We start from the raw sequence: 11,518 nt of genomic DNA on the forward strand, positions 1-11,518 counted from the left end.
CTGCGCAAGCCGCAGGCGCATCGCAAAATTGTGCGCAAAGGCAGTGGCGAAGGCATAGGAACTGATCGCGGCCACGGTGCGCGCGCTTTCGCTGGCCGTGGTCATCAGCAACCAGCAGGCCACCGCGCCCCACAGCGCCGCGTTGACCAGCAGCAATGCCCAGATGCAGTCCAGGCGTCGGCGCGCGGCCACGGCATCGGCACTCGCTGGCAACGGCTTGACGCAAAAGCGCACCACCGTCAGCACGAGGAACCCCGCCGTCACCAGCAGATAGGCGAGGCGCGCACGCTCCCACAAGCCGCAGGCGGCACCCGCCAACAGCCACATCAAGACATAGAACGGCCCGCCAAGTCGCAGTCGTTGCAGCGTTTCCCGGCATTCCTGCAACAGGCGCGGCAGCGCCTGTGCCGGGTCACCGGCCCCATCCATTCGTTGCCGCATGGTTCCCCCCCAGCCGCGCACCATGCAGTTGCGATGCTCACACGTCAAGCAGACAGGTGCCGAAACCGGAGGGCACCGTCACATCGCCGCATATATAAACATCCATCGCGATAAAGAGATATAATTCCTCGCAACCCGCCGGACACGCCGCGATGACGCCGATCAGCTTCGAGTTCTATCCGCCCAAGACCGAGGAACAGCGCACCCAGCTGGATCGTTCGGTGCAGAAGCTCAAGGCGCATGCGCCGCAGTTCATGTCGGTCACCTTTGGTGCCGGCGGCTCCACCTTGAGCCACACGCCGGAAACGGTGCAGCGCCTGCGCAGCCAGCACGGCGTGGCCGGCGTGCCGCACATCACCTGCGTGGGCGGCAACCGCGAGGAAATCCGCTCGCTGCTCAAGCTGTACCGCGCGCTGGGCTGCGACCGCGTGGTGGCACTGCGTGGGGACACGCCCTCCGGCATGGTGCGCAGCGGCGACATGCGCTACGCCAGCGAACTGGTGGAACTGATCCGCGCCGAGCATGGCGATCATTTCCATGTCGAAGTCGCGGCCTATCCTGAAACCCACCCGCAGGCGGAAGATGCTCTGGCCGACCTGCGCCACTTCAAGATCAAGGTGGATGCCGGCGCCAACAGCGCCATCACCCAGTACTTCTACAACACCGACGCCTATTTCCGTTTCGTCGATGATGCGCGCGCGCTTGGCATCGACATCCCGATCATTCCCGGCATCATGCCGATCTCCAACTTCAGCCAGCTGCGCCGCTTCTCCGAAGCCTGCGGCGCGGAAATCCCGCGCTGGGTGGTGCAGCGCATGCGCGCCTATGGCGATGACGTGGACAGCGTGCGCGCGTTCGCTTCGGACTTCGTGGCGGCGCTGTGCCGGCGGTTGATCGAAGGCGGTGCGCCGGGCCTGCATTTCTACACGCTGAACCTGTCCAAGCCGACCCAGGCCATCCTGCAGAGGCTCTGACCAGCTTCCGTATCGCAGCCTGCGCGCGTAGGCTGCGCGCATGCTCCGTGCTGCCCTGCTGCTCCTGTTGCTCACCTTGCCTGCGATCACGCCGCGCGTCGCGCATGCGCAGGTCAAGCGCTGCGCATTGGCCGATGGCACCACGGTCTATACCGACCGCAAATGCGAGGACATCGGCGGCAGCGAACGCATCGCACCGCCGCGCGTCTCCGGCGGCAGTGGCGGTGCCTACCTGCATCGCACGCCCTGCGCGCGCAATGTGCAGGACCTTGGCTATTCCCTGAGCGGCGCGATCCAGTCCGGCGATGCCAACCAGGTCGCCAGCCTGTACGACTGGGCCGGGATGTCCGCCGACGCCGCTTATCGCCTGATGTCGCGGCTGGACGCCATCGCATCGCGCACCGTGGTCGATGTGCAGCCGGTCTATGCCGGCGGCACCAACGAATACGGCGACGAGGTCGCCACCTTCGACGAACAGACCGGCGAACTCATCAGCAAACCGCGCGCCAAGCCGCGTCTGGTCGGGCTGCGCGTGGAGCAGGTGCTGGCCGACGGCCACACGCCCAGCCGCACGGTGTTCGGCGTGCAGCGGCGCATGGGCTGCCTGTGGCTGCGGCTGTGAGCGTCAGCGCAGCCTGAGCAGCCAGCCGTGGCGGTCTGGAAGGCGGCCGTACTGGATATCGGTCAGTTCCTTGCGGATCGCCATGGTGACCTCGCCTGCGGGCGCGTTGACGTCGCCGATGGTGAAGCCGTCGCCCTTGATCTCGCCAATCGGCGTGATGACCGCAGCGGTGCCGCAGGCGAAGGCTTCGGTGATCGCGCCCGAGGCCGCGCCGTCGCGCCATTCGTCGATGGAGACCTTGCGCTCCTCCACCTTCAGGCCGCGGTCGCGCGCCAGTTGCAGGATGCTGGAACGGGTGATGCCTTCCAGGATGCTGCCCGACAGTTCCGGCGTGACGATGCGGCCATCGGCATACACCAGGAACACGTTCATGCCGCCGAGTTCTTCCAGGTACTTGCCCTCGACCGGATCGAGGAACAGCACCTGCGAGCAGCCCTGCGCATAGGCTTCCTGCTGCGGCAACAACGATGCCGCGTAGTTGCCACCGCACTTGGCCGCGCCGGTGCCGCCCTTGGCCGCACGCGCATAGTCGCGCGACAACCAGATCGACACCGGTGCCACGCCCTTGGCGAAGTAGGCACCCGCCGGGCTGGCGATGACGTGGTAGCTCGCCGCCTGCGCTGCGCGCACGCCGAGGAAGGCCTCGGTGGCGATCATGAAGGGGCGGAAGTACAGGCTGGTTTCCGGCGCGGACGGCACCCATTCGTGATCGAGCGCAATCAGCTGGCGCAGCGATTCGACGAACTCGTCCACCGGCAGCTTCGGCAATGCCAGCCGCGCTGCCGAACGCTGCAGGCGCTCGCCATTGGCCTGCGGGCGGAATGTCCAGATGGAACCGTCGGCATGGCGGTAGGCCTTGATGCCCTCGAAGATCTCCTGGCCGTAGTGCAGCACGGCCGCGGCCGGGTCCAGCGCCAGCGGGCCGTAGGCATGCACGCGCGCATCGTGCCAGCCGCGCCCGGCCTCCCACGCGATGCTGACCATGTGATCGGTCATGTGCTTGCCGAAGCCAAGCTCGCCGGCAAGCACCGCTGCGCGCCGTTCGGCATTGCCGGGGTCAGTGGAAGGCGTGACCTGATAGGCCAGCGGAGCGGCGGCAGGAGCATTCATGCGGAAATCCTTGGGGAAAGACGTGCCTGTGCATTATGCCGTCCGCCGCGCGCTCCCGTCCTGTTGCTTATTCCACCTGTGCAACCGTGCCCGGCGCGAAATCCAGCGTGGCCACCACGCCCTTTTCCTCGCCCGGGCGCACCTGCACGTCCCAGCCGTAGAGATCGCACAGCCGGCGCACGATCGACAGGCCGATGCCGCCACCCTGCGAATGCCCGGCATGGGTGCCGCGATAACCGCGCTGGAACAACTTGGCGGCGTCATCGGCGCTGAGGCCGGGGCCGGAGTCGACCACTTCCACCACATTCTTGCCGATGCGCACCACCACATCACCACTGGGCGTGTACTTCACCGCGTTGCCGATCAGGTTGCCCAGCGCCACCGCCAGCGCGGATTCCGGCGCATCCAGCACCAAGCCATCGCCGCCTTCCAGCTTCAGTTCCAGCGGCTTGCCACCCAACTGCGCGCGGTGGCTTTCCAGCAGTTGCTGCGCAACCTTGGCAACGTCGCACTGGCCGACTGCACGCTCGTTGCGCGACAGCAGCAGCAACGCGCCGATCAGGTCGGTGCATTGCTGTTCGGAACGCTGGATGCGTTGCAGGCGCGTGCGCATGCGCTCGTCCAGCTCCGGCTTGGACAGCAGCAGCTCCACCGCACCCCGGATCACCGCCAGCGGCGTGCGCAGTTCGTGGCTGACGTCGGCATTGAACTCGCGGTCGCGCTGCACCACTTCGGTCAGGCGCTCGGCGTAATCGTCCAGCGCCTTGGCAAGTTCGCCCACTTCGTCATCCGGGAAATGCGGGGCGAGGGGCCGTGGATTGCTGCGGCCCCGGTAGGCACGCAAGCGCGCGGCAAGGTCGGATACCGGTGCCATCACCCGCGATGCCGACCACCAGCCCAGCACCAGCGCCAGCAGGGTAAAGGCAAACACCGCACCCAACAGCCAGCGGGTCAACACGTCAGAGGTGGCGGCGGCATCGGTGACGTTGTAGCGCACCAGACTGGTGAACGGCTTGCCGTCGTTCAGGCCACGGCGAACCGCAACCTTGTAGACCTGCATGACGTTGTTGCCATCGTGTTCGCGGATTTCGTGCAGGCCGGGTTCCAGATCCCGATACAGTGGATTGATCTTGTACGCGTTGTCGTCACTGAAGGTACGCGCGTCGAACATCAGGAAGTAAGGCTGCTTCCCGGGATCATCCTCGATCTGGTCAACCAGATTGGCGACCTCGCGACGCAAGGTATTTTCAATCAGTTGGTTTTCCAAACGGTTGCGCAGGTACAACATCGCCGTCGCGAACAGCGCCGTCAGGCCGAAACCCAACAGCGCAAACGAAACGATGATGCGCGTGCGCAACCGCCTGCGGCTGCGCGGGCGGCGTTGCGCAGGTGTGTCAGCCATCGGCTTCCGGCACGGCGATGCGATAGCCGATGCCGTGGCGGGTCTGGATCATCGGCGTGGCGAAGGGCTTGTCCACCACCGAGCGCAAGCCGTGAATGTGGACGCGCAGGGAATCGGAATCCGGCAGTTCCTCGCCCCAGACGCGGGTTTCCAGATCCTGCCGCGTCACCACCGCAGGCGAGGCTTCCATCAGCGCCTGCAAAATCTTCAGCGCGGTCGGGTTGAGTTGCAGCAGCTTGCCCTCGCGGCGCACTTCCAGCGTGTCCAGGTTGAACTCCACCTCGCCCACGTTGAGGATCCGCGCCTGCGGCCCGCGCCCGCGCCGCGCCAGCGCGTTCAGGCGCACATCGACTTCCTGCAATGCGAACGGCTTGATCAGGTAGTCATCGGCACCGGAGTCGAAGCCGGCCAGCTTGTTGTCCAGCGAATCACGCGCTGTCAGCATCAGCACCGGGGTCTGCTTGCGGGCATCCGCGCGCAGCTTGCGGCAGACCTCCAGCCCGTCCATGCCCGGCAGGTTGAGGTCCAGCACGATGGCATCGAACTCATGCACCACGGCAAGATGCAGGCCGGTCACGCCATCGGCGGCAAAATCGACGGTATGCCCGCGTTCCTCCAGATAGTCGCCAAGGTTGGCGGCAATGTCCGGGTTGTCTTCGATGACCAGGATGCGCATGCATTCGTCCTTGGACGGTAACGGGGAATGTTCGACCACCACGCGGTGCGGCGGTTCCGGGGATTCTGGCACAGCCATGCACTTGGATGACGCACACAAAACGCCGGGAGCGTTTTTTGACATCGCGCAGCGATGGCCCGATGGGTGGCTGCCATGGATGGCGGTCACAAACAAAGGCCCGGGTGCCTGACACCCGGGCCAAAACGTCACTGTTGCCCTGCATGCCACGCTACGGGGGAAGTGCAGCGGGACACGGTGCGACGATAGCGGGCAGCCGATTAAAAGTCCGTCAATTCCCCGTTTCGTCCACGTTAGCCTGCGCCGGCAATCCGGCCACGTAGCCGATGATGGTGCCGGCCACGTCAACGCCGGTGGCGGCTTCGATGCCCTCCAGCCCCGGCGAGGAATTGACCTCCAGCACCAGCGGCCCGCGCTTGCTGCGGATCAGATCCACGCCGGCCACGCCCAGCCCGAGGATGCGCGCCGCGCGCACTGCGGTCTGCGCTTCCGCGCGCGTGGGACGCACTGCCTTCGCAGTGCCGCCACGATGCAGGTTGGAACGGAAATCGCCCTTCGGCGCCTGCCGGCGCATCGCGGCCACCACGCGCTCGCCCACCACGAAGCAGCGCAGGTCAGCGCCCTTGGCCTCGGCGATGAACTCCTGCACCAGGAAACTTGCGTACAACCCGCGCAGGGTTTCCACCGCCCCGCGCGAGGCCGACAGCTTCTCGGTCAGCATCACGCCAGCGCCCTGCGTGCCTTCATTGAGCTTGACCACGTGCGGCGGTGGCCCGAGCAAGGTCAGCAGGTCGCCGGTGTCGTCCGGGTTGTCGCCAAACACCGTATCCGGCAGGCCAATGCCTTCCGCCGCCAGCACCTGATGGCAACGCAACTTGTCGCGCGCGCGCGCAATCGCGGCGGCACTGTTGGGGCTGCGCGTGCCCATCAATTCGAACTGGCGCAGCACCGCGCAGCCATAGCGGGTCACCGACGCACCGATGCGCGGCACCACCGCGTCATAGCCGGCAATGGGCTTGCCCTTGTAGCGCATCAGGAAACCGGAATTGGAAATCCGCATGTAGCAGCGCAGCGGATCAAGCACGCGCACGCTATGGCCGGCCTCGCGCGCGGCCTCGACCAGACGCCGCGTTGAATACAGCTTGCCGTTGCGGGAAAGGATGGCGAGTTTCATCGCGAATGCCCCATGCGTGTGCCGCTGCCGGCATTGTCCATCGTCCAATGCAAAGGGCGACATCCGGGTGGATGCCGCCCTTGCGTTGATCTGGAGCGGGTGATGGGAATCGAACCCACGCTAGCAGCTTGGGAAGCTGCAGTTCTACCATTGAACTACACCCGCGTGCGGCGAAGTCTATGCCGCAGGCCTTGGACGATGCAACGCACGCCACGCGGCGTGCGCTGCAAATCCGCCGGTTACAGCTTTGCGCCGATGCTCAGGAAGGCGCTGATGTCGTCGCCGCCCTTCAAGCCCACGGTGAGGTTGGTGCCGGCGGTGACATCCAGCCCGAACAGCTGACTGCGTGCGCCAAGGGTCACCGTGCCGTAGGTGTCGTCGAACGCAAGGCCCGGCACCGCGTAGGGCAGCGTGCTGGCCATCGAACGCGACTGCGCCCATGCCTGCGCCGGGGCGTCTTCGAATTCGCGGTTCCAGCTCACGCGCGCGAACGGCTTGAGGTGTTCATCGGCAGCGAAGCTGAGCTGCCAGCCCGCACTGCCCACCAGCGAATCCACATCCTGCTGCGGATAGGCCAGCGCGGTCGATTCGGTGCTGTTTTCCTCATAGCCATCGATGCTGATCTGCTGCGACAGCACCGACAGCACCGGGCCGTGTTCCAGCCTGCCGTGCGTGAAGTTCCAGCCCACGCTGCCGCCGATGCTCAGGTTGTCGCCATCCGGCGAACCACTGTGAACGCGGGTGGCCTGGCCCAGGTTGACCTGCCGGTTCACCTTGTAGCCAAGCTGCGTCCAGCTCAACTGGCCGCTGGCCCACAGGCCATCGCCCACCCAGCCGACGAAGCCACCAACGCTGGTATCGCTCTGGCGGAAATCACCACGGCGGAAGCCGAAATCGATGTCCTGACGGCCATGGCCGGCAAACGCGCCGTACAGCAGCTTGCCGCTGCGCCAGCCGATGCCGAAGCTGCCATTGACGCCGGCACCGTCGAAGCCCGCCGAATCCACGTAACGCTGCTGGTCGCCGCGCAGGTCAACCCACCAGCGCATGCCATCGCCATCCTGCGCTGCAAGATTGGCAACGCTGCCGTCCACCGTGGCCGCACGGACGCGGCCCTGCATGGCGGCGGAACGCGGCAGCACCGCGATCAGGCGCGGACCATCGATCACCGACACCGCGAAATCGGCGATCGCCTTGTGCGCGCCGGCGGTCGGATGCACGCCGTCGGCGAACAGATAGGTGTAAGGCGCGTCGGACGACACCAGCGAAGTCGGGTTGCAGGTCAACGACTGCGCGGTGATCTGCGGCTGGCAGGCGGTGCCGGTGACGTTGCTGATGCCGAAGGCGGAAGGATTGGCCACCACTTCCTGCAGGAAGGTGAAGGTGTCCAGCGGGATGACGTGCAGGCCATTGGTCGCCAGCCCGCCGAACAGCGCCGTGTTGTAGGTGGTGGTCAACGCGGTGCCCTGCGCCTGCACCGCCGCGCCCTGCGCACGGAAGGCCGGGGTCAGGCCGAGGTCGGGGATGGTCGGCACCAGGATGTACTGCGCGCCGGCCTGGGTCAGCGCACCGATCAGGCCGATCTGCGCAGTCACCGCACCGGTGATGGTGGTGGTCGGATTGGCACCGCCACTGGTGATGGCGAACAGGTCATTGGCACCGCCCCAGACGGTGTACAGCGCATTCGGATCGACCGTGTTGCCCGCTGCCAGATAGGCCGCGTACTGCGAGGCCAGCGACGGCGTATAGCCCAGCGCGCCGACGGCATTGGTGCCCACGCGCGCGCCGCCCACGGCCCAGTTGTTGCCATCGGCCATCGCCGGGGTGCCGGTGAGGGTCGCCTTCCATGCCACGTTGGCATTGCTGCCGTAGTAATCGGCCAGATATTCCGACCAGACATAGCCGGGGTTGGTGGTGAACTGGCCGGTCACGTTCTGCACGCTGGCCGGCAGCAGGGAACGGAAGAAGCCGCCATCGGTCAGGCTGTCGCCGAAGAACACGGTCTTGGTGAAGGGCGACTCCGGCGCGGTCTGCGCCAGGGCGGGCATCGCGGCCAGCGCCAGCGCGGAGGTCAGCAGGGTGCGGCGAAACTTGGCGTTCATGGTCATCCTCGTGGGGAAGAATTGGGGAAGAAAACGGCGCAGGCACCTGCTCGGCAGGCACATACGATGGCGAATGGCGCGGATGGTTTCACGAAAATATAACGCCCTCACGCTGCGCTGCATCACAACCCGGCCATAACAGCCCACAATAAGCGGCATGGACATCCGCTTGAACGGCGAACCGCGCCGCATCCCCGACCACGCCACCATCACCACCGTGCTGCAGCTCGAAGGTCTGGCCGAGCGCCGGGTGGCGGTGGAGGTCAATGGCGAGATCATCCCGCGCGGCCGGCATGCGGACCATGTGCTGCGCGATGGCGACACGATGGAGATCGTGCATGCGCTGGGTGGTGGCTGAGGCCATCACCAAAGGCGCACCCTCACCCGGCTTCGCCACCCTCTCCCGCAAGCGGGAGAGGGTTAAAATCAAGGGATGACTTCCCCTGCCCCGCACGACCCGCTGCTGATCGCGGGCAAACCCTATGCCTCGCGCCTGCTGACCGGCACCGGCAAGTTCAAGGATCTGGACGAAACCCGCCGCGCCACCGAGGCTGCCGGCGCGCAGATCGTCACCGTCGCGATCCGCAGAACCAACATCGGCCAGAACCCCGGCGAGCCCAACCTGCTCGACGTGCTGCCACCGGACAAGTACACCATCCTGCCCAACACCGCCGGCTGCTACACCGCAGGTGACGCCGTGCGCACCTGCAAGCTGGCACGCGAACTGCTCGACGGCCACAAGCTCGTGAAGCTGGAAGTGCTGGGCGATGCGCGCACGCTGTATCCCGACGTGGTGCAGACGCTGGCCGCGGCGGAAACGCTGGTGAAGGACGGCTTCGAGGTGATGGTCTATACCAGCGACGACCCGATCCTGTGCAAGCGTCTGGAAGACATCGGCTGCGTGGCGGTGATGCCGCTGGCCGCGCCGATCGGTTCCGGCCTTGGCATCCAGAACCGCTACAACCTGCTGGAAATCGTCGAGAACGCGAAGGTGCCCATCATCGTCGATGCCGGCGTGGGCACCGCCTCGGATGCAGCCATCGCGATGGAGCTGGGCTGCGACGGCGTGCTGATGAACACCGCGATTGCCGGCGCGAATGATCCGGTGCTGATGGCGCATGCGATGAAGCTGGCGGTGGAGGCCGGGCGCGCCGCGTTCAAGGCCGGGCGGATTCCGCGCAAGCGTTTTGCCAGCGCATCGTCACCCGTTGATGGGCTGATCGGGTGATTCCGCGCCACCGTGCCCCGTCTTCCCTTCTCCCCTCGGGGGAAGGTGGCGCGCAGCGCCGGATGAGGGTTCGGCGCAGCATGATGCCCGAACCGCTCCACCGAACCCTCACCCCAACCCCTCTCCCGAGGGGAGAGGGGCATCGGAAGCAGCAATGACCGACCCCTTCTCCAGCCCCGGCGCAAAAATCCCGCCCAAGCCGTTCACCGTCACCGACGGTCAGCGCAAGGTGCGCAGCTTCGTGCTGCGGCAGGGCCGCTTCACCGAGGCGCAGCAGCGCGCCTTCGACGAACAATGGCCGCGCTTCGGCATCGACTACGCAGGCAGCCTGCGTGATTTCGATGCCGTATTCGGGCGCAATGCACCGCGCATCCTCGAAATCGGCTTCGGCAACGGCGAGGCGCTGCGCTTTTCCGCGCAACACGACCCGGCCCGCGACCATATCGGCATCGAAGTGCATGCACCTGGCGTTGGTCGCCTGCTCAACGCACTGGCCCGCGACGATGCGCGCAACGTCCGCGTCTATCACCACGATGCGGTGGAAGTGCTACAGAACGAAGTCGCCGACGCATCGCTGGATGAAATCCGCATCTACTTCCCCGACCCGTGGCACAAGAAGCGCCACAACAAGCGCCGGCTGGTGAATCCGGCATTCGCCGCGCTGCTGGTGCGCAAGCTGTCGCCGAACGGGCGCTTGCACCTTGCCACCGATTGGCAGGACTATGCGGAGCAGATGTGGGATGTGCTGGACGCCACCACCGGCATTGCCAACCGCGCCGGCCCGCGCGGTGCGGTGCCAAGGCCGGACTGGCGTCCGCAGACGCATTTCGAGACGCGCGGGCAGAAGCTGGGGCACGGCGTCTGGGATCTGCTGTACGACCGTTGCCGCGACTGAAGGAACAGCGAGCGCCGAATGGAAACCACGCTGACGCTCACCACCGACATGGAGCTGGTGCTCGGGCTGGTGGTGTTCACGATGGCGATGTTCCTGTTCGAGCGCATCCGCGCCGACGTGGTCGCGCTGGTGGTGCTGGTGGTGCTGGGCCTGACCGGGCTGATCCCGCGCGAGGACTTGTTCGGCGGTTTCTCCGGCAGCGCGGTCATCAGCATCATCGCCACCATGATCCTGGGCGCGGGGCTGGACCGCACCGGCGCACTCAACCGCCTTGCCAGCTGGCTGCTGCGGCGCGCGCACGGCGTGGAATCGCGATTGCTGCTGCTGACCACCGGTGCAGCCGGCATCACCAGTGCGATCATGCAGAACCCGTCGGTGATGTCGCTGTTCCTGCCGGTCGCATCGCGGCTGTCCTCGCGCACCGGCCTGACGCTCTCGCGCATGCTGATGCCGCTGGCAGCGGCCATCGTGATGGGCGGCGCGCTGACCATGGTCGGCAATTCGCCGCTGATCCTGCTCAACGACCTGCTGGTGGCAGCCAACGCCAACCTGCCCTCCGGCGCGGCCACGCTGGAACCGCTCAACATGTTCGCGCCGATGCCGATCGGCATCGCGCTGCTGGCGGCATCGCTGGCCTATTTCCATTTCTTCGGCAGCAAGCTGCTGCGCGAGGAAGGCGGCGACGAAGCCGTCACGCCCGCGCGCACGCAAAGTTATTTCTCGCGCGCCTACGGCATCGAAGGCGATGTGCATGAGCTCACCGTCACCGCCGACAGCCCATTGGTGGGCATGAGCCTGGGCGATGCCGAAGCCCTGCACGGCGCGCCGCTGCTGCTGGCCCTGCGCACCGGCAATGAATCGCGGCTGGCACCACCC

11 protein-coding genes, 1 tRNA gene and 2 pseudogenes are annotated in these 11,518 nt (G+C 66.3%); 6 read left to right on the top strand and 8 right to left on the bottom strand.

Annotation, left to right across the window (positions count from 1 at the left end):
• A partial coding sequence (locus tag QM612_RS11615) for a hypothetical protein (RefSeq protein WP_415254043.1) occupies positions 1–441 on the bottom strand: 441 nt, incomplete at its 3' end.
• Between the two features lie 152 nt (positions 442–593).
• Here QM612_RS11615 and metF point away from each other — a divergent pair.
• Both metF and QM612_RS11625 read left to right on the top strand, forming a co-directional pair.
• Positions 594–1,415: a methylenetetrahydrofolate reductase [NAD(P)H] gene (metF, locus tag QM612_RS11620; protein ID WP_415254044.1), complete on the top strand. Its 822-nt coding sequence runs from the start codon at positions 594–596 to the stop codon at positions 1,413–1,415.
• 40 nt (positions 1,416–1,455) lie between these two features.
• Complete coding sequence (locus QM612_RS11625) at positions 1,456–2,037, top strand: hypothetical protein (RefSeq protein ID WP_415254045.1); 582 nt, start codon at positions 1,456–1,458, stop codon at positions 2,035–2,037.
• A 3-nt stretch (positions 2,038–2,040) separates the two neighbouring features.
• On the opposite strand, the gene QM612_RS11630 is transcribed toward QM612_RS11625, so the two are convergent.
• From QM612_RS11630 to QM612_RS11660, 7 genes and pseudogenes are all read right to left on the bottom strand, one after another.
• A complete protein-coding gene (locus QM612_RS11630) occupies positions 2,041–3,147 on the bottom strand; it encodes a branched-chain amino acid aminotransferase (protein ID WP_415254046.1) in 1,107 nt (368 codons plus the stop codon).
• Between the two features lie 67 nt (positions 3,148–3,214).
• Positions 3,215–4,054 (bottom strand): annotated as a pseudogene (locus tag QM612_RS11635) (sensor histidine kinase); the annotation flags it as partial.
• A gap of 338 nt (positions 4,055–4,392) precedes the next feature.
• Positions 4,393–4,549, bottom strand: a pseudogene (locus QM612_RS11640) (two-component sensor histidine kinase); the annotation flags it as partial.
• A complete protein-coding gene (locus QM612_RS11645) occupies positions 4,542–5,225 on the bottom strand; it encodes a response regulator transcription factor (protein WP_415254047.1) in 684 nt (227 codons plus the stop codon). The gene QM612_RS11645 and the pseudogene QM612_RS11640, both read right to left, overlap by 8 nt.
• Before the next feature lie 289 nt (positions 5,226–5,514).
• Positions 5,515–6,417, bottom strand: a complete 903-nt coding sequence (rimK, locus tag QM612_RS11650) for a 30S ribosomal protein S6--L-glutamate ligase (protein ID WP_415254048.1) — start codon at positions 6,415–6,417, stop codon at positions 5,515–5,517.
• Between the two features lie 91 nt (positions 6,418–6,508).
• Positions 6,509–6,582: transfer RNA gene (locus QM612_RS11655), tRNA-Gly, on the bottom strand.
• A gap of 74 nt (positions 6,583–6,656) precedes the next feature.
• Entirely contained in the window at positions 6,657–8,525 is a 1,869-nt protein-coding gene (locus QM612_RS11660; RefSeq protein WP_415254049.1) for an autotransporter domain-containing protein, read from the bottom strand.
• A gap of 151 nt (positions 8,526–8,676) precedes the next feature.
• On the opposite strand from QM612_RS11660, the gene thiS reads away from it, so the two are divergent.
• From thiS to QM612_RS11680, 4 genes are all read left to right on the top strand, one after another.
• Entirely contained in the window at positions 8,677–8,877 is a 201-nt protein-coding gene (gene thiS, locus QM612_RS11665; protein WP_415254050.1) for a sulfur carrier protein ThiS, read from the top strand.
• A 75-nt stretch (positions 8,878–8,952) separates the two neighbouring features.
• Positions 8,953–9,747: a thiazole synthase gene (locus QM612_RS11670; protein ID WP_415254051.1), complete on the top strand. Its 795-nt coding sequence runs from the start codon at positions 8,953–8,955 to the stop codon at positions 9,745–9,747.
• A gap of 154 nt (positions 9,748–9,901) precedes the next feature.
• Positions 9,902–10,642, top strand: a complete 741-nt coding sequence (gene trmB / locus QM612_RS11675) for a tRNA (guanosine(46)-N7)-methyltransferase TrmB (protein WP_415254052.1) — start codon at positions 9,902–9,904, stop codon at positions 10,640–10,642.
• A gap of 18 nt (positions 10,643–10,660) precedes the next feature.
• Positions 10,661–11,518, top strand: an 858-nt coding sequence (locus QM612_RS11680) for an SLC13 family permease (protein WP_415254053.1), incomplete at its 3' end; no start/stop codon positions are given.

The sequence above is a fragment of the Thermomonas sp. genome (assembly GCF_047606765.1).
Classification (GTDB): domain Bacteria; phylum Pseudomonadota; class Gammaproteobacteria; order Xanthomonadales; family Xanthomonadaceae; genus Thermomonas.

Excerpts from the sequence above, each read along its gene's own strand:
- metF (WP_415254044.1), top strand. The coding sequence starts at position 594 with ATGACGCCGATCAGCTTCGAGTTCTATCCGCCCAAGACCGAGGAACAG.
- QM612_RS11625 (WP_415254045.1), top strand. The coding sequence starts at position 1,456 with ATGCTCCGTGCTGCCCTGCTGCTCCTGTTGCTCACCTTGCCTGCGATC.
- QM612_RS11630 (WP_415254046.1), bottom strand. The coding sequence starts at position 3,147 with ATGAATGCTCCTGCCGCCGCTCCGCTGGCCTATCAGGTCACGCCTTCC.
- QM612_RS11645 (WP_415254047.1), bottom strand. The coding sequence starts at position 5,225 with ATGCGCATCCTGGTCATCGAAGACAACCCGGACATTGCCGCCAACCTT.
- rimK (WP_415254048.1), bottom strand. The coding sequence starts at position 6,417 with ATGAAACTCGCCATCCTTTCCCGCAACGGCAAGCTGTATTCAACGCGG.
- QM612_RS11660 (WP_415254049.1), bottom strand. The coding sequence starts at position 8,525 with ATGACCATGAACGCCAAGTTTCGCCGCACCCTGCTGACCTCCGCGCTG.
- thiS (WP_415254050.1), top strand. The coding sequence starts at position 8,677 with ATGGACATCCGCTTGAACGGCGAACCGCGCCGCATCCCCGACCACGCC.
- QM612_RS11670 (WP_415254051.1), top strand. The coding sequence starts at position 8,953 with ATGACTTCCCCTGCCCCGCACGACCCGCTGCTGATCGCGGGCAAACCC.
- trmB (WP_415254052.1), top strand. The coding sequence starts at position 9,902 with ATGACCGACCCCTTCTCCAGCCCCGGCGCAAAAATCCCGCCCAAGCCG.